The sequence below is a fragment of the Bacillus xiapuensis genome, from assembly GCF_002797355.1.
In the GTDB taxonomy this organism is placed as follows: Bacteria; Bacillota; Bacilli; order Bacillales; family Domibacillaceae; genus Bacillus_CE; species Bacillus_CE xiapuensis.
In genome coordinates this window covers 249,634-275,921 of record NZ_KZ454939.1, presented here as the reverse complement: position 1 = coordinate 275,921, position 26,288 = coordinate 249,634, and the positions used below count along the sequence as shown (strand labels likewise).

At 43.1% G+C, this 26,288-nt stretch carries 23 protein-coding genes, 2 pseudogenes and 1 riboswitch; of the genes and pseudogenes, 3 read left to right on the top strand and 22 right to left on the bottom strand.

Annotated elements, in window-relative coordinates; genetic code table 11:
* Positions 1-65: 65 nt before the first annotated feature.
* From CEF20_RS01415 to CEF20_RS01390, 6 genes and pseudogenes are all read right to left on the bottom strand, one after another.
* Complete coding sequence (locus tag CEF20_RS01415; protein WP_100331963.1) at positions 66-1,445, bottom strand: alanine/glycine:cation symporter family protein; 1,380 nt, start codon at positions 1,443-1,445, stop codon at positions 66-68.
* Between the two features lie 688 nt (positions 1,446-2,133).
* A complete protein-coding gene (gene nadE / locus CEF20_RS01405) occupies positions 2,134-2,961 on the bottom strand; it encodes an ammonia-dependent NAD(+) synthetase (RefSeq protein ID WP_100330164.1) in 828 nt (275 codons plus the stop codon).
* Between the two features lie 84 nt (positions 2,962-3,045).
* The gene (locus CEF20_RS17430; RefSeq protein ID WP_408607795.1) at positions 3,046-3,891 is read right to left on the bottom strand and encodes a methyl-accepting chemotaxis protein; all 846 of its coding nucleotides are present in this window, start codon (positions 3,889-3,891) and stop codon (positions 3,046-3,048) included.
* A gap of 96 nt (positions 3,892-3,987) precedes the next feature.
* Positions 3,988-4,437: pseudogene (locus CEF20_RS17425) on the bottom strand (HAMP domain-containing protein); the annotation flags it as partial.
* A gap of 348 nt (positions 4,438-4,785) precedes the next feature.
* Entirely contained in the window at positions 4,786-5,958 is a 1,173-nt protein-coding gene (locus tag CEF20_RS01395; RefSeq protein ID WP_157796172.1) for an ATP-grasp domain-containing protein, read from the bottom strand.
* Positions 5,959-6,010: 52 nt separating this feature from the next.
* Positions 6,011-6,094: riboswitch (cyclic di-GMP riboswitch) on the bottom strand.
* A gap of 374 nt (positions 6,095-6,468) precedes the next feature.
* Positions 6,469-7,947 (bottom strand): CehA/McbA family metallohydrolase, encoded by a 1,479-nt coding sequence (locus CEF20_RS01390; RefSeq protein WP_100330161.1) that lies wholly within the window; start codon positions 7,945-7,947, stop codon positions 6,469-6,471.
* Between the two features lie 331 nt (positions 7,948-8,278).
* Between CEF20_RS01390 and CEF20_RS01385 the strand changes: the two genes are divergently transcribed.
* Positions 8,279-9,388: an ABC transporter ATP-binding protein gene (locus CEF20_RS01385; protein WP_100330160.1), complete on the top strand. Its 1,110-nt coding sequence runs from the start codon at positions 8,279-8,281 to the stop codon at positions 9,386-9,388.
* 118 nt (positions 9,389-9,506) lie between these two features.
* Here the strand turns inward: CEF20_RS01385 and CEF20_RS01380 are convergent, their stop codons facing one another.
* From CEF20_RS01380 to CEF20_RS01325, 11 genes are all read right to left on the bottom strand, one after another.
* On the bottom strand, positions 9,507-9,956 hold the full coding sequence (locus tag CEF20_RS01380) for a 2-thiouracil desulfurase family protein (RefSeq protein WP_100330159.1): 450 nt from the start codon (positions 9,954-9,956) through the stop codon (positions 9,507-9,509).
* 12 nt (positions 9,957-9,968) lie between these two features.
* Positions 9,969-11,294 carry a DUF2252 domain-containing protein gene (locus CEF20_RS01375; RefSeq protein WP_100330158.1) on the bottom strand — a complete coding sequence of 442 codons (1,326 nt, stop codon included), beginning with the start codon at positions 11,292-11,294 and terminating at the stop codon, positions 9,969-9,971.
* 305 nt (positions 11,295-11,599) lie between these two features.
* On the bottom strand, positions 11,600-11,827 hold the full coding sequence (locus tag CEF20_RS01370) for a hypothetical protein (protein WP_100330157.1): 228 nt from the start codon (positions 11,825-11,827) through the stop codon (positions 11,600-11,602).
* A 487-nt stretch (positions 11,828-12,314) separates the two neighbouring features.
* Positions 12,315-12,974 carry a response regulator transcription factor gene (locus CEF20_RS01360; RefSeq protein ID WP_100330155.1) on the bottom strand — a complete coding sequence of 220 codons (660 nt, stop codon included), beginning with the start codon at positions 12,972-12,974 and terminating at the stop codon, positions 12,315-12,317.
* The gene (locus tag CEF20_RS01355; RefSeq protein WP_232713322.1) at positions 12,967-15,129 is read right to left on the bottom strand and encodes an ATP-binding protein; all 2,163 of its coding nucleotides are present in this window, start codon (positions 15,127-15,129) and stop codon (positions 12,967-12,969) included. Before CEF20_RS01355 ends, CEF20_RS01360 begins: the two co-directional genes overlap by 8 nt.
* Before the next feature lie 39 nt (positions 15,130-15,168).
* Positions 15,169-15,324 (bottom strand): competence pheromone ComX, encoded by a 156-nt coding sequence (comX, locus tag CEF20_RS01350; protein WP_100330153.1) that lies wholly within the window; start codon positions 15,322-15,324, stop codon positions 15,169-15,171.
* Complete coding sequence (locus CEF20_RS01345) at positions 15,324-16,208, bottom strand: polyprenyl synthetase family protein (protein ID WP_100330152.1); 885 nt, start codon at positions 16,206-16,208, stop codon at positions 15,324-15,326. The genes comX and CEF20_RS01345 overlap by 1 nt, the downstream gene beginning before the upstream one ends.
* A gap of 463 nt (positions 16,209-16,671) precedes the next feature.
* The gene (locus tag CEF20_RS01340; RefSeq protein WP_100330151.1) at positions 16,672-16,935 is read right to left on the bottom strand and encodes a YiaA/YiaB family inner membrane protein; all 264 of its coding nucleotides are present in this window, start codon (positions 16,933-16,935) and stop codon (positions 16,672-16,674) included.
* A 57-nt stretch (positions 16,936-16,992) separates the two neighbouring features.
* The gene (locus tag CEF20_RS17260) at positions 16,993-17,124 is read right to left on the bottom strand and encodes a hypothetical protein (protein ID WP_269799207.1); all 132 of its coding nucleotides are present in this window, start codon (positions 17,122-17,124) and stop codon (positions 16,993-16,995) included.
* A 47-nt stretch (positions 17,125-17,171) separates the two neighbouring features.
* Positions 17,172-18,854, bottom strand: coding sequence for a hypothetical protein (locus tag CEF20_RS01335; protein ID WP_100330150.1), 1,683 nt, complete (start codon positions 18,852-18,854; stop codon positions 17,172-17,174).
* 328 nt (positions 18,855-19,182) lie between these two features.
* Positions 19,183-20,025, bottom strand: coding sequence for an MBL fold metallo-hydrolase (locus CEF20_RS01325; protein WP_100330148.1), 843 nt, complete (start codon positions 20,023-20,025; stop codon positions 19,183-19,185).
* A 226-nt stretch (positions 20,026-20,251) separates the two neighbouring features.
* On the opposite strand from CEF20_RS01325, the gene CEF20_RS01320 reads away from it, so the two are divergent.
* Complete coding sequence (locus CEF20_RS01320; RefSeq protein ID WP_100330147.1) at positions 20,252-20,764, top strand: DUF3231 family protein; 513 nt, start codon at positions 20,252-20,254, stop codon at positions 20,762-20,764.
* A 275-nt stretch (positions 20,765-21,039) separates the two neighbouring features.
* Here the strand turns inward: CEF20_RS01320 and CEF20_RS01315 are convergent, their stop codons facing one another.
* Positions 21,040-21,549 carry an HXXEE domain-containing protein gene (locus CEF20_RS01315; protein ID WP_157796171.1) on the bottom strand — a complete coding sequence of 170 codons (510 nt, stop codon included), beginning with the start codon at positions 21,547-21,549 and terminating at the stop codon, positions 21,040-21,042.
* 148 nt (positions 21,550-21,697) lie between these two features.
* Here CEF20_RS01315 and CEF20_RS01310 point away from each other — a divergent pair.
* Positions 21,698-22,041, top strand: a pseudogene (locus CEF20_RS01310) (RNA-guided endonuclease InsQ/TnpB family protein); the annotation flags it as partial.
* Positions 22,042-22,369: 328 nt separating this feature from the next.
* Here CEF20_RS01310 and CEF20_RS01305 read toward each other — a convergent pair.
* From CEF20_RS01305 to phnX, 4 genes are read right to left on the bottom strand one after another with little or no spacing between them, the layout of a single operon-like run.
* Positions 22,370-23,155: a DeoR/GlpR family DNA-binding transcription regulator gene (locus tag CEF20_RS01305; protein WP_100330145.1), complete on the bottom strand. Its 786-nt coding sequence runs from the start codon at positions 23,153-23,155 to the stop codon at positions 22,370-22,372.
* Between the two features lie 23 nt (positions 23,156-23,178).
* Positions 23,179-24,366: a saccharopine dehydrogenase family protein gene (locus CEF20_RS01300; RefSeq protein WP_100330144.1), complete on the bottom strand. Its 1,188-nt coding sequence runs from the start codon at positions 24,364-24,366 to the stop codon at positions 23,179-23,181.
* On the bottom strand, positions 24,363-25,460 hold the full coding sequence (phnW, locus tag CEF20_RS01295; RefSeq protein WP_100330143.1) for a 2-aminoethylphosphonate--pyruvate transaminase: 1,098 nt from the start codon (positions 25,458-25,460) through the stop codon (positions 24,363-24,365). Before phnW ends, CEF20_RS01300 begins: the two co-directional genes overlap by 4 nt.
* Before the next feature lie 12 nt (positions 25,461-25,472).
* Positions 25,473-26,279 (bottom strand): phosphonoacetaldehyde hydrolase, encoded by an 807-nt coding sequence (gene phnX, locus CEF20_RS01290; RefSeq protein ID WP_100330142.1) that lies wholly within the window; start codon positions 26,277-26,279, stop codon positions 25,473-25,475.
* Between the last annotated feature and the right edge of the window lie 9 nt (positions 26,280-26,288).

The following is a 26,288-nucleotide window of genomic DNA, read 5'->3' as shown; positions in this document are numbered from 1 at the left end:
GAAATCAGCAAACTCTTAAAACAAAATACAAGCACCTGACGCCATGCAAGCGTCAAGTGCTCTTTTTAAGCCGTGTGCCGGCTCTTTCTTTCATCCTTATGAATGTATTTGCTGATGTAATCCTTTGTCAGCTCTGACACTTCCCCGCTCAGTAAAATCAAGGCCACTACATTCGGCAAAATAATCATCGCCAGCATTAAGTCAAGAAATTGCCAAATGAATTCCAATCCGCCGAGAGCGCCAACGAGAACGGCTGCTAAATAAATAAACCTCATGACCTTAGAAAATCTTAAACCAAACAAGTATTCCGCCTGCTTTTCACCATAAAAAACGATGATCACAATCGTCGAAAGAACAAAGAAGAATAAACAAATTGAAATGATAGCACCAGCAGCGCCAGCTCCTACGGTATTCGATAAAGCAGCCACTACCATCGTAGATGCTTGATCGGCAGGGACATCCTTCCAGGCACCTGATGTCAAAACGATTAACGCGGTGATGGTACAGACGATAAGCGTATCCACCACGACTTCGAATACTCCCCATAGCCCTTGTTTGGCCGGATGAGGGGTTTTGGCAGCGGCATGGGCAATGGGCGCCGTTCCCATTCCAGCTTCATTGGAGTAAATACCGCGCGCTAATCCCCAGCGAATAGCCGCGGCCACCCCGGCACCAGCAAATCCTCCGGCAGCCGGCGCCGGAGAAAAGGCCGAAGTGAAAATCAGCGCAAACGCAGCGGGAATATCTGTTGCATGATCCACTAAAACAATGAGAGCGGCAATGAAATAAATCGCCACCATCAGCGGAATGAATTTTTCCGTAACGGAACCAATTCGCTTAATGCCCCCGACCGTTACGAGCCCCACTAGTATCATCGTCACCAAACCGGTCCAAACAGGGGAAATATGAAATGAGGATTGCACAGTTTTTGATAGTGAATTGGATTGCACCATCGCACTGGCCAGAATCTCAATCATGAGAAAGAAAGCGAAGAACAGAGCTGCCGGCTTCCAGCCAAGCCCTTTCTCTAAATAATGCATGGGGCCTCCCGTCCACTCGCCCGATTTATTCTTGACTCGATATTTCACACCCAGAACGACCTCTGAATATTTGGAAGCCATTCCGATCATCGCTACGAGCCACATCCAGAAGATCGCGCCCGGTCCTCCCAAAGCAATAGCAACCGGCACTCCGACAATATTGGCCGCTCCAATAGTAGAAGCTAGTGCAGAAGTGGTCGCCTGAAAAGGAGACACTGAGCCTTGTGCATCTGTACGTGCGAACATACTTCCAAACGTATCCTTTATAATATGGGGAAAATAACGAAATTGAAAAAAACGTAAGCGTATCGTCAGGAACAGTCCCCCACCCAGCAAAAGCAAAATCATCGGCATGCCCCATATCCATTCTGTCATCGCGGCCAAAATCTTTTCAAACTTTTCCACCATGCTTCCCTCCTTCAAATCATCGACTCATTTACCTTCATACCCTCGATTTATATTTATAATGGATCGAGTATAAAAATTCGAGTTTTGTAGAATTGTATCAAACAGTTGCGCATCCGTCCACATAAAAATGAATAATATTTCATTTTTATGTTTAAATATAATGTAATAACAGGGATTGAGCGGTTATTAATGAATAATCATAAAAACATCTACACAGTTTGAAAAATACTTTTCTTCTCTTCATGACAATCGAGTATAAGGAAATTTCTGATTTATATATGAAGGAGGAAGCTGGTTGCTGGTCGGAGCCGCTTTGATGTTCACTTCCATCCGAAGGAAGTCTCCCGCTTCTAAACAAGAAGGTCCGCCCGCACCAAAGAACTCTTGGAAGGAGAGGGATAGCTCGATCCGTTTTCATTGGCTGCAAAAAGCAACCATTTCAAAAAAACGTAAGGCTTTCATTGGCTTAGACTTGCTTTTGAAAAAAAGGAGCATGCAAGGATTTACCATATCTAAAAACCGCTTCAATTCTTTTTTCATCCAAGGCCGTTTAGAATCTCTACATGATGGCCCCTAAAAAAAAGCAACGCGGCTTTCCGCGTTGCTTTACAGGACAGGAAACCCGCCATCGGGTATTCCTGCATTTTATAAGACTAGTGAAGCTGTCTTTAAAATATTTCTCTCTTTATTTCCAAAAGTCATCAAAGATTGTGACCGGCAGATGACGCTTATGACGGGAGCTTAGGTAGAGCTGTTCAATTTGCTGCTGAGCGGCTCTTGGCACCTCTTTCCCTTCTAAATAATCATCAATATGCTCATACGAAACACCAAGAGCTGTTTCATCCGGCAATTGCGGCCGCTCATCCTCCAAATCGGCTGTGGGCGCTTTTGTGTACAAATGCGGAGGACACTCTAACTCTTTTAACAGCTGGCGGCCCTGACGCTTATTTAAACGAAAGAGAGGAACAATATCCGCTCCGCCATCGCCATATTTAGTAAAGAAACCAGTTACGGCTTCAGCTGCATGATCCGTGCCGATCACGACACAATTCTTCATCGCAGCGATGCTGTATTGAACTTTCATCCGCTCGCGAGCTTTCTCATTCCCCTTCGCGAAATCGCTTAAGGCAATGCCAACCCCTTTGAGCGCCGCTTCACTTGCATCTACCGCTGCCTTGATGTTCACCGTGTACGTTTCATCCGGCTGAATAAAAGCAAGGGCATCCTGACAATCCTCTTCATCTTTTTGGACTCCGTTTGGCAGTCTGATCGCATAAAATTTATACTCATCTGACCCTGTCTCTTGTTTCAGCTCATCGACCGCCATCTGGGCAAGCTTCCCTGCCAATGTAGAATCCTGTCCGCCTGAAATACCAAGAACATACCCTTTTAAAAAAGGATGCTTCCGTAAATAAGCTTTCATAAAGTCAATGCTTTTCCGAATTTCTTCCCGCGGATTAATGGTAGGCTTTACTTTCAGCTCTGCAATAATTTGACGTTGCAAATCGCTCATGGCACACTCTCCTTCATTGAACACTTACAGATATGTTACCACGTTTTGCCCGTTTTGAATCTATGCCATTCATACGTGAATCCATTATTTCGTTTTAAACTGTGCGATTTGTGATTTCAAATGCTCCGCCATTTCATAAAGCTGAGTAGCCGTGCCTGTCATTTCTTCCATTGCCGCCGACTGTTCTTCGACGGAGGCAGCCACATTTTGAGCGTGATCCGATGTCTCTTCTAACGATTGTACCGTCTCATTAGTAGTGGCCAATACCTGCTCTGAACCAGCCGATATTTCTTGCACAGTGGCGGCTACCGATTGAATCTTGCCTGTCATATTATTAATTAGTGAAGTGATTTTTTGGAATGATTCACCGGCTGTTTGTACAGATGCCGTTTCACCTTCTATTTCGTCTACCACTTTAGAAATCGCTGTGACGGATTGGCTGGAATCCTTTTGCATTTCATGGATCAGCTGGGATATTTCACTGGCTGAAGAGGCCGATTGTTCGGCTAGTTGTCTGATTTCATCCGCAACCACAGCAAATCCTTTTCCGTATTCTCCTGCCCGGGCTGCTTCAATGGCAGCATTTAAAGCCAACAGATTAATTTGATCAGATATATTCGTAATCATTTGTGTGATTTTGCCCACTTCATGTGAACGCTGAGCCATTTGCTCGGCCACTTTCATCGTCATTTTCGCAGACTTATTGATAGCTTCTACACCATCAACAGATTGCTGGATCACCTGATTTCCTTGCTCGGCTTCTTTCGATGCATCTAACGCTTCATCTGAAATTTCCGAGGTTGATTTAGAGATGTTGGCAATGCCATCCGAAATTTCCTGAATGGCTGCCTGATTTTGAACGGCTCCGCTGGCGACGGTTTCGCCGTTGGCGGCCACTTCTTGGATCGCCTCGGAAATTTGGTTAATCATGGCTGTCACTTGCTCCGTGCTTTGAGATAAATCATTGGACGCAGATACTACGTGATCAGCAGTCGTAGAAACATGATTTAGCGTTTCTTTCAATTGCTGCTGCATCTTTTTAAAGCTTTCCGCTAATTTTCCCGTTTCATCATTGCTATCTATAGTGATTTCTTTTGATAAATCACCGCCCGCCACTGATTCTGTATGATGAACTAACTCTACAATCGGATTGGATATTTTTTTGGAAATGTAGCGGGCAATCAAGTATCCGACTGCAATGAAAAGAACCGAAAATACAATGCATATAAGCAAAAGATTCTTCTGCAGCTTGACAATAAAGTCTGCATCTGTATCTAAGCCAAGCACAGAATCCGTTCCTTCAACCTGCAAAAAGGCTGATTTATGTGTGCCATAATCATCCTCATAAAAATTGCTGAGAACGATATCAGACGTAGAAAGAGCCTGTGTCTGATCTTTCGTAAAATCAAGCGGAGTTAAATGGTCATCCGCATTGCTTAGAAATAAAATGACCTCTTTTCCATTTACCTTACTCATAATATAGACATTCTCAAGATTATATCTTTCTTGAAATTGATTTCCTCTGGATAATATCTTTCTGTACGCCGCTCGATCCGTTTTCGCCTCATTAATGATCTCCTCGTCAAAAAGATCTTGAAATTTCTCCATCTTCATTTGCAAACTATCTTCAAATTGCGGAACGAGATGTTTGTCTATTATGTAATTGGAAATGAAGAAAAGTGTGAGACTGAATATAATACTTAAGGAAATAATAGGGAGCAGCAATCCCCATTTGATTTTTCCGCTTATGGTTCTTTTACCTGCTAACACATCCATGCTCCTCTCCGATTTTTACATTTCATGCAATGTTCGCTTATAATAGCATCAAATCATCTGATGCTCTTTCATTTTTAGAAACGGATGTAAATCTAGCTGTAGGATTCTTTTGTTTTCTTCAAGATCCGGCGCCTTATGAAAGACTACGGCAAAGGTCGTATACTTATTGAAATCCATCGGGCGGTACTCCAGTATTTCTTGAAAATGCGCCTTAAAAGCTTCATGATCTACCGATTCGATCGCTTGGCAATCAATGGACGGAGCAAACTCTGCGCAGCAGAAGCTGTAGATGGAGTCATCCATCTCTTCAATGATGCGGCTCCAGTCAGGTCTTAACTGCTGAAAATAGTATTCGTATACATTGACGCCATACGCATATTTGCCAAGCTCAGTCGTCCCAATGCCCGCAAATCTAAGTGGATTCGCTTCAATAGGTACAATCGTTCCGTCTTCTTTCCTGCGAAGCTCAATATGTATCGGAGCCGATTTAATCCCGAAAACAGGGCCGATTTGAGCAAGGAAGGATTGTACTTCATCTAATGCTTCCATTAGAACCTGTTTGCTCGTGTAATAGATCCGGTCACTCATGTCCTTATCATCACTAAACATTCTTTTGAATAGATTGAGAACAACCGGCGCCCCATCTCCTGTATAATAAGCGTCCACAGCGTATTCAGCGCCTTCAATTAACTCCTCGATGATCAGCGTCTGACTATCAAGCACTTCCTTCGGATACGCTTGTCCCGCCATGGACATATCTTGTTTCAGCTGTTCTACCACACCAAAGAAATCTTCTCTTCGATCTACTCGGTACACGCCGATACTGGAATAGCCAATATTCGGCTTCACAATGATTGGGAAAGGTAACGTGTTTACATCCAAAGACTCCAGCTCGTGAAAAGATACTTCACGAAAGAAAAACTCCGGAAAGCGGTTAGTTAATATTCTTCTAAATTCCGCTTTGTTCTTTAATACAGAAGCGATTTTACTTAAATGATGATCAGGCGCGTGCTCACTTAACATCCGCAAGCCGTTTTCGGAATTGAATAAAATGGGGAACGAAGAATGCAAGAACTCCTGAAGAAAGTGCTCTTGTTTCATAACCTTTAGCTTCTCCTCACTGGGAATCCATACATCCTCTACCTTCCATACTGGAACCCCTAATTTCTGTACTGAAGCTGAAAGCAAGTGAGATACATATGGTTTGTCTAAAATAATCATTGGTGCCCTCCTCAAATTTTTCATTGCTGTAAAAAGAATACATAGAATGTGATTTGGCAGCCCGGCTGTCGTAGCACCCCGCTTTAGACCCGCAGCTTTGCGCCCCTACTTTTCAATAGGTTTGCCCTTATGAGGGATCCTTACATAATTCTATAGACCTCTTCTTGATGACACAGCATTATATATTATAAGCTATTAGAATCATTTTTTCTATTCATCAGGAAATTTTTTGGATCTATTTTCATAAACACTTAGACTTATACAAGACACTTCTGCCCAAGATGATGGACAGATCTGCGGCAAAAACCTCCCCTGTTCTCCCGCTTAGCCTTTTTACTCCCCTCCATTATTGAAGGGGAGTCACACGGTATCTGACAGACGGGATAAAACAGAACGATCCGGTTAACTTAAACGGCTCGCAAAATCATCAAGCTGCTGTCAGATGATCCCCTGTTTCAATCCCTATCCTCATGGATTCTTGCTTCATTTCTTCAGAACCTTTGTTATTCCTTAAACAAGACCTGCCTTTGCCAGCAGCTGACCCCATGTATCAATTTCTGGAGGTTTCGTTCCCGAAAATACAGGATTGGTAAAAGCCAGCAGGTTCCCTGTGTCGCTCCGTATTTCTAAGCGTCTCCACACAAATTCACCGGACTTCCATTGGGCACAGGATTCATACTCGGAAGATCCATCCATGAGCTGTTCGTCAATCACCTTGCCATTTTCAATCCAAAGCAATTTCCCTCCTGGCACTGGATCCACCTTTACTTTGAAACGAACGACTGCTTCTTCCATTCGGTGAATGAGATCTGATACATCCTCCCCTATCATGAATGTTTCATGATTGATTTCAACGGTTTGGTCGATGATCGGACCTCTGGTGACGTATACTCGGCGCTCTTTCACCGATTGTAATATTGCTCGAGCCGAAAGCTCCGAACTGTAAACATATGTAGCCGGATCCCCGATAACTGACGGCAGCCCGTTCGGCTCGTAGCTTTCCGTTGGCAGCCCATGACAATCCGAACCACCAATCCCACAAACGCAATAGCCAGCATTCCACAATTCGTTCCATAATAATAAAGCCTCTTCGGTTGCTTGAAGGTTTTTCGGAAATGTCGGATCATTCCACACTTCAAATGAATCAATGTCTGATAAGCTTGTATCATTGAACAGCCAAGAAGAAGCAGCCAGTCTAGGATGATTTATGGAAAAAAGCGCTCCGGCCTTTTTTATTTCGGATACAACGCGATTCATTCCCTGCTCGGACTCCATTCCCCCGTCGGGATGAGTTGGACGCCAATCGACCCAGCTTGTTAAGCCGAGCGCGTTAAAATGCCCTTTAGATGACGTCACTTCCATGCCAGGAATCACCAGCACTTTCTCATCCTCCACCCACATCGTCGGCAATAGATTGTGATCGGTGGCCGCAAAGAAATCCAGTTTCTGTTTACGCGCTTGAACCATTCCTTCTTTTACAGTCATCTTTCCGTCTGACATCGCCGTATGAGTATGAAAGTCGCCGCGATACCACGCAGGTCCGCATTTCTTAGCTTTAGTCATCGGGTAAAGATTCGCTTGCATAGGAGCCTTTCCGTCCGCGTTCGCCCAATATTGCTTCTGATCGTTTGACCATTCCCCACTGGATGAACAAAGGCCCGTACCCGCCGTTATATTTAATTTATGCTGAACCGGCAAATGCTCCGGCAAAATGAGCACTTCCAGCTTCCATGTGCCAAGCGGAAGTGCGCCAGGGAGCGTGCCATAATCGGACAACTTCTCATTCTTATGGATCACCGCGGTTTTCGGAGCATGAACATGAACATACTGCCAGCGCAGCCGTCCATTTGGGTCCCATAAAAAGAGATGCTGCCATTTTTTTATACGGAAATAAACTTGAATCTCCAGCCAGTCTGCTGGCTGGTGAATATCAAGTTCAAAGATTGTCACCGGCTGATGAATCGTCCCTGAATATTGTACAGCTTTCATTTTGATTCCCCTCCTTTCTGCGAACCTGCTTCGAGAAAAGTACCTTGCCAAATACATTCGGATTTTATATCGGCAACTTCTTCCTGTTATGAATGCTCCCTGTGATGAAATCCGCTTAATTCAGCTGGCGGACAGCCTTTGCCGCTCATTATTTCACAGGTTTTCAATTTTATTTTGTCATTTACTTGCTTGAATGGCTATTTGAACCCTTTCTCTTTGTACTTTATTATAAAAGAGAGAAGCTTGGAGCTCTGAAGCGGCTGAATAGCATAAATGCAGTCTGAATTGCTCAGCCATGAAGACTCCTTAAGATTAGGAGGATTTAAACCGTATGGCCGAACTGCTGCTCCAAAACATACATAAAAGCTATGACCAAAAAAGCTTGGCCGTAAAGGATTTTAATTTACATATTCAGGATAAAGAATTTATCATTCTCGTTGGCCCGTCCGGCTGCGGAAAATCCACCATTCTGCGAATGATCGCCGGGCTGGAAGAAGTGTCTAAAGGAGAGCTTTATATGAACGGGCAGTATATAAACGATCTGCCCACGAAGGACCGCAACATCGCTATGGTGTTTCAAAACTATGCACTTTATCCCCATATGAGCGTATATGACAATATCGCTTTTAATTTAAAACTGCGGAAGCTATCAAAAAAAGAAATAGACAGGCGGGTAAAAGAAATAGCCGCCACCCTTGGCTTGCAATCTTTATTACACCGAAAACCCAAATCATTATCCGGAGGACAGCGGCAGCGGGTCGCTTTAGGGCGGTTGCTCGTGCGTGACGCGGAAGTGTTTTTAATGGACGAGCCTTTGTCCAATTTGGATGCCAAGCTGCGCGTTCAAATGCGGACAGAAATTGTCAGGCTGCACCAAAAAATTCAAACCACCACCGTCTATGTCACTCATGACCAAACAGAAGCCATGACGATGGGCACGAAACTAGTCGTAATGAATGATGGAAGGATTCAGCAAGTGGGAACGCCCAAGGAAGTATACGACCAACCCGCTAATCTGTTTGTCGGCGACTTTCTCGGCTCGCCTTCGATGAATTTTTTTCACGGTCAATTGCAAGGAGAGCATTTCTATATAGGCGGAGAAGCATTGGCCTTGCCGAAAAAAGAGGCGGACCGATTAAAAAAACTGGGATATGAGAGGAAGGAGTTCATCCTTGGCATTCGCCCCGAGGATATTCGCTATGAGCCTGCCTTTTTGGATAGATGGCGGACATCCACTATTGAAGCCACCATTGCCGTTTGCGAGCTGGCCGGTGCTCATACGATTATTCATTCTCACTTCAACGGGACGGGATTCACTGCCCAACTGTATACACGAGAGGAGTTTTCTCCCGGTGACAAGCTCAAGCTCGCCTTTGACATGAGCAAAGTTCATTTTTTTGATGCCGAAAGCGAAAAAAGAATTGCAGCAAAGGAGGAATAGAACAGCGCAGAAAGAAGCGGCAGCCGTTTTATAGCCACAGCGGGAAATGTTGAAACGGACCACTTACAAGCGGAATAAAAGAGCTGTTCCAGCCTAGTGCGGAACAGCTGCTCTTCTTCTACTCCCGCACATCCGTCTCCGCTGCTACTCGAAATCCATGCTGCTTTAGCAATGCGGCTGTCACGCCATTTCCAGCCACTTTCTTGCCAGTAAACTCTCCATTGTAAATATAGCTGCTGCCACATGAAGGACTGTTTTCTTTTAAGATCACCAGATCAGCCTTGACTTCCTGCGCTTTTTGCAGCATAAGACGGGCACCCATCAAATACATATCGGTGACATCTTCACCTGACTTCGTCAGCACGCGGGCGGTTCCATTCAGTACATCCTGCCCTCCGCCCCCGATGATTTCTGCAGGTTCCCTCGGAACAGAACAGCCGCCCATTAATTCCGGACAGGCCGCCACAGCTTTTTCCTCTTCCATCAGTCTTTTTAATGACTGATGCAAGCAGTGGCAGCCGTCATATCTTACTTTCTCTCCAACTAAGCAAGCACTAATGATTAGCAATCGGCATCTCCTTCACTCTCGGTATTTGCGAGTCAGCTCTAAAAAGCAGGCGTAATCTTTTTCGACTTGATTGGCATAGGAAAATGCCCAGTGAGACAGATAATAAACAAAACCATCGACATCTTCACCGATCGCTTTAATAATCTCTTCTTCACTGTGATACGGAAGAAGACCTTCATTAATATCAGCATCGGCTCGCGCATGTACCTTTGCGGTAATGCGCCCCATCTGTTCGACTGTGTCTGTCATGTCTTTCACGCTTTTGATCGCCTCAAGCTTCAGTTTCTTTTTATAAGGCGATCGTTCGCGCACATAAAAGTCACGGCCATCGATCGTCACATATCCTAGATAGGGATCGGCCTGGTGATGCATGGCGCGCTGCGTCATCACCACTCGTTGGCCTTGATGAGAAAATGCCTCCCAAAAAGCTTGATGATATGGCATGAAATAGGCTGGAACAGGTGTGCGAACTTCTTTCATTTCTAAAATAATATCATCCATGCCCGCTTCTCTTTTCCCGCCTTCTATTAAAATATAAAAACGGTCCAATCCGATCGAGGCAGTACCGGACCCCTTTTTCACAGCGGTATCTTTAATAGTAAATGCCGTTTCATTCTCTATTCTTTTGACAGTTTTCATATACGCTGGCCAAATATGTTTGATCACTGCTTCGGCCGCATCGCTTAATGGCCGGATTTCCCCCGACGCTGCAAACTGTCTCTCTGACTGGAAATAATCGGTTACCTTGCTTAATAAATGCGCCTCGCTTCTTTTTTCCAGCTTTTTCAGCAGTTTGCGGATCGCACCATCAGCTTTCTTCTTCGTAACAAAGAAGGTCTCCGGCTTATCTTTGCCTTCCTGAAAGCGAACCATCTGTTTGTGGTATGCCTTTAAGAAGGCTTCCATCACATTGATTTGCTGGCCGGTATGATAAGCGAGCTCCCGGCAGACCAGCGCGATGCTCACAGACATTCGCAGCAAATCGTATAAATACGAGCCGACGTATCCTTCATCGAAATCATTAATGTCAAACACGAGCTTGCCTTTCTCATTATGAAACGCGCCAAAGTTTTCAAAATGCAAATCTCCTTGAATCCATGTCGGGCGGTCTTGTGGCGTATGATAGGGAAACCAATGATTCACCGCATCATAATAGAATAGATAGGCACTTCCGCGAAAAAAGCTGAAGGGGCTCTGCGACATTTTTTGATATTTCGCCTGACGGCTTTCTTCTGATAACCCCATTATTTCTTGATCAAACTCTGTAAATATTTTTTTCAACGTGCCCATTCGCAGTATCCGTTTCGTTTGCTGCACACGTTCCCCAAGATTAATCATTGTTGCCACCTCTGCATGATAATATAGAAAGCTATGTCTATTATACTGCTTTAAAAGACGCTAGCGGGCATAGAAAGATATTTTTTCAAATACAAAAAAGCCTCTATTTAAAATAAAGGCAATACAGCCCATTTTTAATAGAGACCTTTTGCAGTAAGACAGCCGCTGACAAGCAGAGACCGCTAGCCAAAACCTCTCTGGAGTAAGAAGATCATTGGCTGAGCCGGCAATCACTGTTCCTCGAAGCGGAAAGCTTCCTAATTTCTATGGAGAACGGCGCATTTTGAATATTTCTTTCAAATTCCTCAAACCGATTTACTTTTAATTAATTTTGTAAATTCCCATAGGTTTTCAATCGGACAAATACCGTGACGCGGTATATCTATAAACTGGTAGCTAGCATACCCTTCCCATGGATGCGGATTAATTTTGATTTCTCTCCGTTCATCGTTAGTCCAGACGAAAGTACAAGGGTTCTCCAAAAGCTTAAGCAACTGTTTGTCTGTTTTTATTTGCTGAACTGATTGAATCAATGATAGGGCTCCTTTCTTTTACGCTTTTCGTATAATCCCTAGATGATCCCTATTAATGCATTAATCCCTCTTCTCCCTAGAACTGGCTGTATATAGGTTGAAAATTGCTCATAGCCGCGGCAGCATCGCTTAACAGGCTGATCTTGAATACTATAATGGTCCTTCACTCCCTTCCTCTTAAGTTAGATGGCGCTTATATCACCCGTTATCTGCAAAAACTTATTAACCATTATGTAGATTCTTTTCTTGCTTTTTTTCACACTGGTGAAGATGAAAAGTTAGTGAAAAAAAACGCCCTATGTATTCAGTCTCGTACAAATGCCTTTACCAATTCTTTTCACAAAAAATGGGTATTTTATCAAGCACTTACCTATTACTCTAGCATATTTATACTAAACGGCTGCCACAAACCATTTGCGGAAAACCACAAAATAATAAGGACACCGCAAAAGTCAACTGCGATGCCCTCAAGAGTACTCTCTGTATGTTAATCATCTATATGGACGATGGGAAGCAATTGATATTTTCTCGCTTTCGACAAGGCTTCCGTTCTGGATTTCACCTGCAATTTATCAAAGAGATTCGTAATGGAATATTCTATCGTTCGCTGACTGTAATTTAATTGCTGGGCAATCTCTTTATTTGTCCGGCCTTCTGAAATAGCCATTAAAATGTACACTTCTCTTTTTGTCAGGTTGATATCACTCAGTTTTCCTTCTTTTGGAACAGCTGAAACCATAGGACCCCTTCTTAATTGCCTAAACAATTGAATTGGAATCACTACCTCATCCCTTAATGCCGCTTCAATCGCGTTAACGATCTGTTCGCGAGAGGCACTTTTACTAATAAATCCTGATACTTGCGTTTCAACAATTAAATTAAAATGCTGCCCAAGATCAAACCCTGTATATATAATAATCCGGGCGTGCGGAAAGTTATCTAATATCCGTTTCGATAATTCGACTCCATTGAGCCCCGGCATGTATAGGTCGATTAAAAGAATATCTATATTAGTCGTTTCCATAATGCCGTATATGCCGCTCTCATCCGAGCAAATATGTACAAAAAAGCGTCCGTCCTGTTCCAATAATGCCTTTGTTCCTTCCGCAACAGCTCGATGATCATCGACTAAAATCATATTAATCATTGGCATCGTTCCTTTGACTTGGTATTGTCGCTCTCAGCAGCAGCCCTTGAAAAGGCTCGGTGTGAATCGTCCATTCTCCATGCAGGCTCCGGATTCTTTCATTCAAACCGATCATGCCAAAATGCTTTTGATGAGGCCCTTGATTCAGATCAAATCCAACGCCGTCATCCTCATACACAAGCACATAGTGATTCTGACGATAACTTAAGCTCACATAAATAAAATTTGCTTTTGAATGTTTTTTAGCATTGTTCATCAGCTCCTGAACAATTCTGTATAAAATCAGCGCCATATCCTCATCTATATTCATGAAAAACTTAGCATGGCTGACCTGAAAATCCACTTCAAAGCCGCATGATTTTCTGTACTTATCCAAAAGAGCCGTTAACGAATCAATCAAACCAATTTCTTTTAAGAAAAAAGGGTTCAGCTCATAGCAAGTCTCCCGAATAAAATCAATCTGCTCACTTAACTGAAGCTTAATATCTTCTAAAGCATGCGTCCGCTCTCCTTGTTGATTTTGTATAATTTCGATGTTTTTGCAGATAAATATAAGCTCTTGAAGAATCGAGTCGTGAATATCTTGCGCCAATTTCACCCGTTCTTTTTCCCCTATGAGCAGGAGCGTGCGCGAAATGGTCGAGGAAACACCGCCGTCTCTCATTTCTTCGATTTCAGCAACTAAATCCTCGGTTTTCTTAAGATTTTCCAGCAAAATATTGGTGTAATGAGCAATGGATTTAAGCCAATGCTTTTCTTCTTTATTTAATTGCGTCGTCTTTTGCTTATAGGAGAAAGTGAGAAACGTGCAGGCTCCGTTGCTTTTGCTGACAGCTAACGCATACCCATCAGAGAGTTCTAGCAAATCACCGATGCTGAACGGCTCTTTCACAAGCGGCTGCCCGGAACACTGTCCGTTCTCCTGCGGTTGATGATTGATGTCATAGTGAACGGCCTTCACGTCGTCCACTTGAAGAACAGCGCTAACCAATCGATTGAGGTAGGAAAACAATGTTTGCCGGTCATGGATTTGACTGGATACCTGGGAAAACTTCGCCAAACTGGCATGAAATTTTCGTTCGTTTTGCAGCAGATAGGTAGCAATAAAATCCTTTAAGAAAAGGAAAGCGGTCATAAGAACAATCGCCGCCAAAAAAACTTGAAAGACAAATATAGAATATCCTTCTTTCAGATAGATCATTCCGCTTAATGCAGAGGCCGGCAATAATGAAATTAAAATATTAACCAGAAGCCTTTTGATAAATAAATCAAAATCAAAGAATACCTTTTGCACATTAACATATACGAAGGAAAGCGGAATAAACAATAAAAAAAACGCTGTATTTTCCGCGGCAATCAGTTGTGTCCCAAATAACACTTCCGTAATCGCTGACAACAAAATAAAGGGCAGCAGTGAGAAAATAATTGTCCAAATAAAAAATCTCACTTTCACAAAGTGAATCGATTGTTTAATAGCCCAAAATTGTGAAATAAAATAAAGCAGCACTGCCAGACTCAGTAATATAAACGGCATTAAAGCAAACTTTGCCGCACCAATTAATGTATTTATGAGTGCAATAATAAAAAGCAGTCCATACAGCAGCAGCCTATACTTAGCGGATAAGCGGCGAGGTTTTTTAGTTATCATGATACGGAGGTATTTGAGTAGCAAGATCGGAATTAAATAAAGAGATATTAAAGTAATAAACATTCCGAACCAATCGGCCCTAGCCGATACGCCGCTGGCTAAGTACGCGAGGCTAACCAATAAAAGCAAGTAAGATGACAGTATACTCCTATAATTTGAACTTTTTTTAAAGAACAAATATAAGGCTATTAAAAAACAAAGAATAAAATAAATGATCGGCACAAAGCTGTATATTAAGTAACTAATCGGCATTCCTTTATATGTAACGATCTCCCGCTTATTGTAATGCCGAACAATTTGGTCAAGCTTCTCCAACTTAAATGGAGTATTAGAGACAGTCTGGCAATCAACTAGTGTTTCTTTATTTATATTTTTATAGCTAGCCCATCCTTGTGAATACACTTCTGTAACCACGCATTTGTTCTCGCTGATAGGAATCACCCTTAAGCCTATTAATGGATGGGCTATAATCACCGTGATAAAATACACCGCACTAATCGCTATCAAGTAAAAAAAGAGGTGCGGCTTCTTTCTGGACATATCCGCTTACATCCAAAAATATGATTGTAATTTGGTTTCATCAAAAGATTTAATAATAGCCTGCTCTTCTTCCTTAGTGACTCCAACTAAAGAGGCCATTTCTTGTTTCACCAGCTCAATCACTTCAGGATATTTCGTTAAGTAATGAATGGTTGCTTCCATTAGTCTTCCTCCCTATTAAAATAATGATCTTTTATCCTTTGAATGTTCTCATCCGCTATTGGCAAGCTTTCAATTTTCCGGAGCGCCCGCTGTTCATAAAGAATTTTCTGAGCTATGGTGTAGTTCAAAGCACCCGATTTTTTCAGCAGATGAATGACTTCGTTTTGATGTTCTTTCAGCTTCTCGAAAGAAATTTCTCCCTTGTAATACGCGCGCACGACTTCCCCTTCTTGAATTTCCTTATTTAATAAATAAAGAACGGGCAAGGTTTTCTTTTTTAATTTCCAGTCGCTTTTTTCTTCCATTTTAACGATATCCCGCAGATCATTCTCTAGTTGAGAGGCAATGCCTAAATCGCAGGAATACTCTTCTATAATGGGACTGTCCCGATGCCCTGCCAGCATGGCTCCCATCCGATTGGCCATAGCGAGTAAACTGCCTGACTTCATTTTGATCATTTCTATATACTGCTCCGCGTTGGCAATATCCCCGTATATATCCTGATGCTGTCCCTCTATTGATCTAGAAAGATAAGTCAGCATCATCTTAGCTATATCAGGGCGGTTAGCCTGTGCTAATACATGCAGCAGTGAGATTGTCAGCAAACTAATCGCTGCATTCAAGGAGACAGCTTGTCCTTTTTTCTTCCAAACCGACTGTTCATTATCACCATCTTGGATATCATCAATCATATCTAATGCGAGCATCAATGCTTCTAAACAGGGACTTATATCCTCCCTCCCTTGACAGGAGCTGCCGGAAAAAGCATACAAGTGCACTTTAAGAGCATTGGCAAATGGGGTTCGATTGTCTTTAAATTTTTCTTTGGAAAAAACCGCAATATCCTCTGTCAATTGCAAATTTTTGATATACGCCCTCGACATTTGTTCTATTTTTCCGAAAATACCCTGCCTCCTCCCCTCTCATTTGAACATATTACCAATTACTATCATACCATTTAACCAGTTCTTCCACAATATTCTAAATGATGACCGCTATTTTTTTTGCGGTAATCCGCATGTTTTTGCGGTGAAGAACGGGAAACGGCTGCCTCAAATACCAGTTCCGCTCCCTTGTCTTCCCCTATCCGCCAAATGACTCATCATTTCGTACGAAGCTGTTCCGGGATTGGGATCTCCGCAACCCAAACCGCAAAATCTCCTTGTATCAGCATTCTTAAGTTATTCATTCCGGCTCAGCTTCTTCAATAAGAACTTATCTGACAACTCCGTTTCTTTTGGTTCTTTTTTCTCTTTGTCTGCTCTCATACAAGCGTTCACTTCTGCAAGAGAACGCCTAAAAAAACATAAGGAAGGCGCTCTCTTCAGCACCTTCCTCCATGAAAGTTTAGTCGATTTTTTTGGAAAAAGTCTGTTGCCTTTCTTGCTCCGCCATTAGCTCACGATCTTCCGCATTATCTCTTGTCACCTTTTGAGTCAAAATGGCCCCGACAGCGACAAGAATCATAACAGCGATATAATAGCCTTTTTCGTTTAGCTCCAAGCTATCCTCATTGTATAACCCGATACAAAATAAAAAGACTCCGGCAAAGAATGTAAAATAAGCTAATACAGTAAAAGCTGGTGTATTCCTTCTGCGGTACATCTGCAAATAAACCTCCTCCTTCGCTGTTCATCGTATAGAAAGCCTACATCTCCTATTCATTGCTTATATGAGATGGTTTAACGGCATCATTTTACCATAAGTCAGGTTGTCCACCGATAAACTTTTTAATTCTTTAGAAAATTGGTCAAAAAGTTTGATGACGCTTCCTTTTGCCCCGGCTGCCGCAGCTGCCATTCAGTAAAATAGAAAACACGATGAGCAGTTCATCGTGTTTTCTTCCTTTATTCAAGTCCTTTAATGGTTATTTCTTTAGCCGGCAAAAAGGCTTCTCCTGTGTCTAAATAATTCACTTTTACTTGATCGCCTTCCTTTAAATAAATAGCCATCGGATCGGCTTCAGAGGAAATCATATAGCTCTGGCGATTATTCAAAAGGAAAGATACAAGCGTAAAGTCCCCTGACTTTTCTTTATACACTCTGAGAACGGTTCCGCTCGTTTGTTTCTTCTTAGCTTTAGAGCTGCCGTCTACCGTACTGCCTCCTCTTTGCAAGGCCGCCTTGTACAGCCTTAATGCTTCATTTGGCGTATTCCCGTACACAGAGATCTCCGGATTGGCGGCCGAAACGATAAAGTAATTTTGCAAAAATCCATTCGAATCAAGAACTGGCGTTAACCAGCTGGCTTCACCATAAAAATTATATAAAACGGGCATTTGTCCTTTCCATTTCTTTTCAATGAATTTCTTTTCAATAATCTCTAAAGCTCCGCGAGAATCCATGTATGATTCTTGTGAGTCGCCCGTGTAATAGGTGGCTTCTCCTGTTTTTGAATGAGTGAGTGAGTAACCGAGCATCGAGTCCACTCCTTCTTTCGGACTGGTGAAATCGGTGAAATAATACATTTCTCCCCGTTCATCAAAAATCGGGCTGACATTGGCTTCTGTTCCCTCATCTGATGGGAGCTTGACATCCGATTTGCCGAAGATGCTGTTCCAGAACCCGTGAACATAGTTTCCGAAATAACTGTTTTTCAGGCTCACCGCTTCCGGCGATACCGCTCCATCAATAAATGCTGGGATATCCTTCAAGTGATACAGCTTCGTTTCTCCAGTCTTCGGATTAACCGCGACAATTCCTTTTACCTTAAATCCATTTCGGGCAGAAATAAACTCGCCGAATGTACGGATATAATAAGGCTTTCCTGAATCATCCACCTCTAATTGAGCATCGCCGTAAAAAATATAATTCGGATATTTCATTCGAATATGGCGTTCAATATTTTTATTAAAGTAGGAGGATGGCGTGTATATCATTTCAGCTTTGACGAACTTTGGATTCTCCGAAGAATCTGTGGCGCTCATCGTAAAGTACCCCGGCGTGCGATCCCCTTTCCACCATTTAAATAAGCCTGAAAACTCAACCGGCGCAATATACACGTACTCGCCATTCACCTTCTGGATCTGCAGACGGCCCAGCTCATAATAACTGGTTTTAGGCACTTGTCCAAAGGCCTTTTTCATTTTGTTGCGGGCAAATTTTGGCGGCACACTAGCCGGTGTTTTCTTCTCATCGAACGTTTCAATCTCCACTTTTTCATCCATTTTGGCGGACTTGAATTTCTCATCCGCGTTAAATACAAAAGCGGTGAAGAAATAGATGCCCACTAGTAAACTAAGTGCAAAAAGAGAGGCTTTGATCATTCTCTCTTTCCCTTTAGCAAGCACCGCTCCTGCAGCCGTCACTATGATCCATAGCGGCCAAACCGAAGAGAGGTTTCGATCTAAATTGCTGAAGTAATAGAATGCCAACACTGCCGGCACAAGCAGAATACTAACAGCAACCGCAGATCTTATCGCCGTTCTCCCCGGTGTTTTTTCTTGCTTTTTCTTTTGATTAGATAAAGGTATAAGAACAATCGCTGATACGAGACCAACAATCAGCGAGAATACGAATATATTCCCCATAAAGCAACTCCTCTCCATGTTGTCAATGATTTATACGGATGACGCAGGAAAAAGGTTTCAAAAAGAAGGCCGGCTCAACATTTATCATGCCGCAAAGCGAACCTGCAAACAGCGGGAGCTTCTTTCCTTCTCCGCTGTTGACGGCTAACATTGCAGCGCCTTTGCCAAGAACCGAAGGAATCGGACATTTAAAGGCTGTGATCTCCTGCTTAGACTTTGGGGTCCCTGCTCCATTCTTGAAGCAGGAATCTTAGATGCGGGATAAGAAGCACCTGCTCCTCCGTTGTTCTTGAATTCTAGCATTGGAGAAGCAGGCAGAACGAGCTATTTATTTTTCACCATCTACATATTTGCCGTGATCCGGGATCGCCACATCAGGAAATTTCTCCACTAGACGAGACAGACCTTCTGCCAGCTCCTCTCCTTCCATCGGCTGACCGTGCCCCGGTACAACATATGCGGGTCTGAGCTCAGCAAGTTTTTTCACTGAATTCCACGCCGTTTGCCAATCCGGTGTAAAATAGCGGGGCGGACCATTCACTTCTTTGATTTGAAAAGCCACATCAAACAGCGCGTCTTGTTTAACTGTAATAAATGCGTCCCCAGCAATTAGCGCCCGATCGCGAGGCCGGAAAAAGGAGACATGTCCGTCTGTGTGGCCCGGTGTATGAATCCACTGCCATTCCGGCAACCCAGGCACCGTTCCATCTGCCGGCAGCTCATGCAAATATTTGCCAAGATCAATAGGCTCCTTAGGGAAAAACCCCGCCATTTTTGCCACTAATCCTCCTTCAACCGCAGGATCAGGAGCGGGATATTGCTTCTTGCCTGTTAAATAGGGATATTCTAATGGATGGGCATACACAGGCACGCCCCATCTTTCTGCCATGATAATGGCGGAGCCTACATGGTCAAAATGCCCATGTGTTAATAATATCGCCTGCGGAGAAGACTGTTCACCAAAAAGGTTCTTCACTTCCGCTATAATTTTTTTTGCTGACTTCGGCATTCCGGCATCCACCATCACCCAGCCGTTTCTTTCACTTCCAATAAAGGCAAGGTTCACAATTTGATTTGTGTAACTGAATAGGTCGGGAAGCACTTTTCTGACAGAACCGCTATTTATTGACGTCATGGGAATATACCGATCATTGTCGGAATGATTGGTCATTTCGATTCACCTCCATCCTTCATCATGAAGCTGCTTCTTCATTCTTTACTTTCATCATCCTTTTAGCAGATTACCCTTAACAGATAAAATCATGCATCCGCGTTTTGAATCACATATTTCTTTGTATAAAAACGGCTTCTTAAACAAACACTTGAATTGAACAGAACTCCTGCAAGGAGCGAGGTCATTTTTTATGAATTTCACAAAAAAAGTTAGGAGTGTGTTTATGGGTATTTTAAGCGGCAATCCACAAAATGAACCGATGCATTATGGCGAAGTATTCGCTACTTGGTCTTACTTGCTTGTTACAAAAGGTGCCATTGCAGGTTACCAAACAAAATTGAATCACACAGGTGATGAGGATTTAAAAAAATTACTGGATGAAGCCATTCAGCTATGCCAGCAAGAGGAGAAAGAACTGGAAGCTCTTTTAAAGCAAAACGGTGTTGGTCTTCCGCCGTCTCCGCCAGAAAGACCGAATGCTTGCCTTGAAGATATTCCAGTAGGCGCACGAATGATGGATCCGGAAATTGCAGCTGCCCTGTCCGCCAATACCGCGGCTTGTTTAGTGGCTTCCAGTCAAGCGATTGGCCAATGCATCCGCGAAGATATCGCGGGAATGTTTGCTCAGTTCCATATGCAAAAAGCAACGCTAGGCGGAAAAGTCCTTCGCCTTCATAAAGAAAAGGGGTGGCTAATACCGCCGCCACTCCACTCGAATAAATCAGAGGAATGCTAAAAAAGAGGGGGGGCCAAATCAACCGTTGGAATCCCCCTCTTTTGTCTTCTTTATCGGCTCCGTTAAGATATGCTCCTAAAGCCGGGCACAGTTCAATAAGTAAGCGACCTTTTGTAAAGGCTTACTCACCCTCACAGTCCTCCTGTCTTTTAAAATGGTCTGTTCATTAGATTAAGCCTTTTACTCATCTTTTCAGGAAGATCTTCTTATGTATTCCAAGCCATAAACAAGCAGAAAATTCTCCGCCTGGTAAACACAAAGATTTCTGCTTTCGCTTAACGAAGTATCCATTTAGCTAACAAAAGAGCCAGTCCGGCTAAAGGTAGTTGTAAAATAAAACCCAGCCCAAACAAGAAAAAGCATTTCTTAGCAGTGATGAGCTTTTCCATCAGCAAATACTTCAGGGAAGCAAAGGCATATGGAAACAGGATAAGAACACTGGTTACGATTCCGGGGACATAACTTCTTAAAATTATCAATTGCAAAACGTGGGCTGTTCCATTAGCCAGCAACACGCCAGGAACCAAAAAAGCCAAAAACATAACAGGCGACATGCTGAGAAACGTTCTGCCTCTTGCCGTCCGGCAGCATCCAATCGTCCCCAGCACCCATAATCCCATAAAGGCCAGTGAAAATTCGATAGCCGTGATTCGAACAGGAAGGACATTCGCCTGTTCTTTAAGAAAACTTTCGATTGTAAGGATCTCTTCCAAATCATGAAGGAAATAAAGCAGAGGAAACAGCCAAATGAATTTGGCCAGCTTCAGTATATGAGCATCTTTCACTCTATCATCCCCCCTCCTCCCCAGTATCTCACATGCAAATACTAAATTCATTAGATCTGCAGAAAATAAAATGAACCTTCAAAACGAATCGGGTCTTTAGATGCCGCGATCCCCCCCTCTGGCTTCTGGTTTTCCACTCCATTCTTGAAAGGACTTTCTCCATAAAGGATCATACAAATTGGCGAAACGGTATGACTGCGCGCTCATTGAAGACCTCCCATGAAAGGAATGTCCCAAGCCCTCCATCTGGGTAAAAGTATCGCTGACCATGCATGGGCATGTTCACGATATTTCTCCACTACAAGGTAGAAGAGCAGGGGAAAAAGCTTATCAAAATAGATAAGTGGTTTCCACCCTCCAAAACTTGTTCAGGTTGCGGGCAAGTAAAGGAGTCTCTATCTCTTGCTGAGCGCATATTCCATTGTGATTATGGTTTTAGATTGGAATGCTTCTATCCATATCAGGAATGAAGGATTGCGACTGTTAGCATAATCATAAATAGAGCATGGAACAGGCTCGATAGCTAAGTAAATTTCGTTCGGATAGGTGCGATTACCTTAGAAGCCCCCACCTCTAAGCGAAGCGCAGGTGGCGGGTAGTTCACTTATCACACTGCTTTCCAAATTTTCAAAGCCCTACCACATGAAGTGCATGAACCGGCTCCCGTTCATGGCAGATGTGTAACAAGATGCTTGCTTTCCTTGAATGTAATGGAATAATAATCAGGACTGGCCTCCTTTGGAGGAAGCCAGTCCTGATCTCCTATTATGATATACGCGTGCTAATCAATTATTGCAGTCGCAGGTTAACCGGCCTTTGCTTAGCATTTTACCCATTGAACTTGATTTTGGAGCAAAACCCGGCTCCATGCACCTGGGCAATCTTGATCAGACAGCAGATAGTCTACCTCGGTCAATTGAACAATTTGGTAAGTTCCTCTTTGGTTTATTTTTGAATAATCAGCTAACACGAAGGATTGCTGAGCCTGCTTAATCATCATCTTGGACATCTTGGCTTTGTCTAAATCATAGCTTGATAAGCCAAAGCTCGGAAGAATACCGTCAACGGATATAAACGCTTTATCAAAATACAATTGATTCATAATCTCTTGAGACATCGTACCACTAACACGAAAATGCTTAGCGTTTACCTTTCCTCCCAGAAAGACAATTTGCCCGTTAAAGGTTTCCTTATTGACCGCAGAAATCAGCTGATTAACTAAAGAAAAAGAGTTAGTCATAATCGTTAAATTCTTATAGGGCAGCAAATAGGGAACTAATTGCAGCGTGGTACTTCCTTCATCAATAACAATTACATCACCATCACGGATAAACGTTGCCGCTTGATAGGCAATTCGTTTTTTCTGGCTAATATTTAAAATATTTCTTTCCACCATGGATGGCTCCATTAACGAAGAAGCCTCTTGCTTGACAGCGCCCCCATATACTTTCTTCAGCTTTTGGTCTTTATCTAGATCTTCTAAGTATCGGCGAATCGTTTCAGTAGATACGGAAAATTCATTGGCCAAATCGGTTACCTTGACCTTCCCTTTTTGTTCAACCTTCTCGATAATTAGCCGCTTTCTTTCTTCACTCACCACAGACATGGTCCATCCCCCCAATCTAACATTTAATTGATGAGAGGCGCTGCCTCATTCAGCACTTCAATTTCTTCATGAATATAGATGTCCCGTTTTTTCAGTTCTTCAAAGATTAAAGAAGGATTTAAAAAGGCTTCTTCCGGTGTCACAACTCCAGTTTTTGCCGCATATCCCCCAGCAATTAAGCCGGCCGCAATCGCAAACGGAATAGCCACATTTCTTGTATAAGCTCGCAGCTTTTCCCATCCGGGAACTGAACCATCTGATGCTGGATGTGTATGGTATAAAGTATGCTGAATTTTTCTTCCTTCTTTCCAACCCACTACTTCAACATGAAGAGAATAACCATATAGCTCAGTTGATTGCCCTTCTTTCGACTGCAATAAATACTGGGAGATACAATCCATTATGCCTATTTCTTGCTCATTCACAGTAATCGGCGTATTCTTCAAAATACCGTATTCATATAACGCTCGCACTAAACGCATATTAGGTGCTGGCCATGTTCCCCGTGTTTCTATTAATTGGACGCCTTTCTTTCTCAATGCACGAGCAAGGGTCAATGTTTCAGCATGAGGAATGATGTATTGAATTGTTTCCCCGTACGGCTCTGGCAAGCGGATCTTTCTTGGGCGGGAAAACGGAGGCACTTGTTTCATTTCTCCCTTTTCATAGACCACTCTTGTTGAAAGTGCAGGGTCGTACTCGTAAGCAGTTGTTTCAGTAATCGACGCTGAAAAAGCTATGGGACGAAAAGATCCGTGACTCACTCTGACGCTTTCAACAACCTCCATTTGGTTGGCTGCATGCATCGCCATCATTTGTGTTACACCGGGAGTCATTCCAAACCCGGGCAGCATCGTTTTTCCCCGAGCCACAAATTCATCATGCCATTGATTTTCTTCTCCAAAGCCATTTAAGTTCACTCCATGGCAGCCTGCTCTCGAAATGCATTTACTAGACTGTCCATTTAATTTAATCGTCGTTCCATCTAAGACAATGTCATACCCCTTCATCTTTTCGACCGTTTCATCGGTATTGGTTACATCGACTTTGATAAAGTCCACACGCGGGTCATCGAGCCATGCCACCACTTCTCTGCCTGCTTCTTCATTAAAGTCAGCGACGGTAATCTGTTGAAATGAAGAATGCTTTACTAAATCAAAAATTGCTTCCCGACAAATCTTGCCTGCTCCGCCTAAACAGAATATTTTCATTGAATGAACACTCCTTTTTGAATTGCCTCAGTAAGTAAGATGATATCCTTCTCGTGAACGTCACCTATATTTCCAATTCGAAAGGTAGCCGATTGAGATACTTTTCCTGGATAAATCACAAATCCTTGCCGTTTAAGCATTTGATAAAAATTTTCAAAAGAAAAGTGCTCAGACGGGTATAGAAATGATGTGATAATCGGCGAATGGTAGCGGCGGTCGATGAACGGCAAAAATCCCAACTCTTCCATCCTTTCTACCAAAAGCTGCTGGTTTCGCGCATACCGCTGCTGTCTTGCAAGGACCCCTCCTTCGTCTTCTAACTCTAATAAAGCTTGATAAAAGGCATGAACGGCATGGGTTGGAGAAGTAAACCTCCATTTCCCGCCGTGTTTCTCCATTGTGTTCCATTGATCATACAAATCTAGGGATAAAGAGCGAGCGTTTTCTTTACATTTCTCTAACTCGCTGCGCTTCGCAATTACAAAGCCGAACCCCGGAACACCTTGAATGCATTTATTAGCACTGCTAATTAGAAAGTCGACTTGCCACCGTTCCATTTCAATTTCTATTCCGCCAAAGCTGCTCATTGCATCCACGATCATTACCTTCCCCATTCGTTTAGCAACTGCGGCAATTTCTTTAATCGGATTAAGCAGACCTGTCGTTGTCTCACAATGAACGGCAGCTACATGAGTAATTCCTTTTTCTTTTTCCAAAATAGCTTGCAATTTTTCCGCATTTAAAGGCTCATATTCCGGCACATCGTACACCTGAAACGGGATATTTAAAATAGATGCAATGCGGGCTATCCTCTGGCCATAAGCTCCATTAGCGCACACAAGCAACTGATCGTCAGGTCCCAATACCGTGCCAATAGCTGCCTCCACAGTAAATGTCCCGCTTCCTTGCATCAATACGGCTGTGTAAGATTCTGCATCGCTTACCGCCAGCCGAACTAATTTTTTTCTTACCGCTTGCACCAGCTGATTATAATCCTCATCCCAAGTGCACCAGTCATACAGCATGGCCTGCTTTACTGTGGCTGTTGTTGTAAGCGGACCTGGAGTGAGCAATAAATAATGTTGGGCATCCATATGTATCTCTCCTTATAATTGAACGGTGTCTAATTGTTCCATTTCGATTACGTCAATCACTTTTTCTAAATCTCCTAATTCTAAAATTGTGAAATGGGCGCCAGCCTGCATAAAGCGTTCGCGGACATGAGCAATTCTCTCCTCCAACTGGTCAATGCCCATTTCTTTCACTTCGGCTTCTGTCAGTCCGAGTTCACTGCTTCCTAATATCACTCCAACTGTCCACATGCCTGCATTTCTTCCTTCTTTCATATCCGCTGCTGTATCGCCTACTTTGATCACGGCACTCATCGGATAGATTCCAAGGTGCATTGCATTCATATAGCACATCCAGGGAAGAGGCCGTCCAGCCGGCACTTCATCGGATGTAACAATCGTGTCGGGAGCATATCCCTGCTCTCTAGCCTTTGGAGCAATGATATTCATCATCTCCCGGGTATAGCCAGTCGTCGAGCCGATTTTTATTCCTCGCCTTTTCAGCCTTTGGAGCAAATCAACACACCCCGACACCGGGGCGGAAAAGTTAGGAAGAATCGCAAACAGTTTCTCTTCAAACCGCTCATACATGTACTGAATATCTTCCTCTCTTGGTTCTTTGCCGTGCAATTGAATCCACTGCTTTTGGATCCGCGGCATTTTTGTGATTGCTCGTATATGATCCACTTTTAATAGCCCCATAGGCTCCCTGGCTTCTTGCAGAGTTAATTCAATTCCCCTTTCCCCAAAAACATCTATAAATACTTGCACAGGGGCAAAGCATCCGTAATCAATCGTTGTTCCTGCCCAATCGAAAATAATCCCTTTAATCTTTGTTTCCATTGTCTTCAC

Excerpts from the sequence above, each read along its gene's own strand:
- nadE (WP_100330164.1), bottom strand. The coding sequence starts at position 2,961 with ATGAGCGATTTGCAACGTCAAATTATTGCAGAGCTGAAAGTAAAGCCT.
- CEF20_RS17430 (WP_408607795.1), bottom strand. The coding sequence starts at position 3,891 with ATGATTAACCAAATTTCCGAGGCGATCCAAGAAGTGGCCGCCAACGGC.
- CEF20_RS01395 (WP_157796172.1), bottom strand. The coding sequence starts at position 5,958 with ATGATTATTTTAGACAAACCATATGTATCTCACTTGCTTTCAGCTTCA.
- CEF20_RS01390 (WP_100330161.1), bottom strand. The coding sequence starts at position 7,947 with ATGAAAGCTGTACAATATTCAGGGACGATTCATCAGCCGGTGACAATC.
- CEF20_RS01385 (WP_100330160.1), top strand. The coding sequence starts at position 8,279 with ATGGCCGAACTGCTGCTCCAAAACATACATAAAAGCTATGACCAAAAA.
- CEF20_RS01375 (WP_100330158.1), bottom strand. The coding sequence starts at position 11,294 with ATGATTAATCTTGGGGAACGTGTGCAGCAAACGAAACGGATACTGCGA.
- CEF20_RS01360 (WP_100330155.1), bottom strand. The coding sequence starts at position 12,974 with ATGATTAATATGATTTTAGTCGATGATCATCGAGCTGTTGCGGAAGGA.
- comX (WP_100330153.1), bottom strand. The coding sequence starts at position 15,324 with ATGGAAGCAACCATTCATTACTTAACGAAATATCCTGAAGTGATTGAG.
- CEF20_RS01345 (WP_100330152.1), bottom strand. The coding sequence starts at position 16,208 with ATGTCGAGGGCGTATATCAAAAATTTGCAATTGACAGAGGATATTGCG.
- CEF20_RS17260 (WP_269799207.1), bottom strand. The coding sequence starts at position 17,124 with ATGGCAGCTGCGGCAGCCGGGGCAAAAGGAAGCGTCATCAAACTTTTT.
- CEF20_RS01335 (WP_100330150.1), bottom strand. The coding sequence starts at position 18,854 with ATGGGGAATATATTCGTATTCTCGCTGATTGTTGGTCTCGTATCAGCG.
- CEF20_RS01325 (WP_100330148.1), bottom strand. The coding sequence starts at position 20,025 with ATGACCAATCATTCCGACAATGATCGGTATATTCCCATGACGTCAATA.
- CEF20_RS01320 (WP_100330147.1), top strand. The coding sequence starts at position 20,252 with ATGGGTATTTTAAGCGGCAATCCACAAAATGAACCGATGCATTATGGC.
- CEF20_RS01305 (WP_100330145.1), bottom strand. The coding sequence starts at position 23,155 with ATGTCTGTGGTGAGTGAAGAAAGAAAGCGGCTAATTATCGAGAAGGTT.
- CEF20_RS01300 (WP_100330144.1), bottom strand. The coding sequence starts at position 24,366 with ATGAAAATATTCTGTTTAGGCGGAGCAGGCAAGATTTGTCGGGAAGCA.
- phnW (WP_100330143.1), bottom strand. The coding sequence starts at position 25,460 with ATGGATGCCCAACATTATTTATTGCTCACTCCAGGTCCGCTTACAACA.
- phnX (WP_100330142.1), bottom strand. The coding sequence starts at position 26,279 with ATGGAAACAAAGATTAAAGGGATTATTTTCGATTGGGCAGGAACAACG.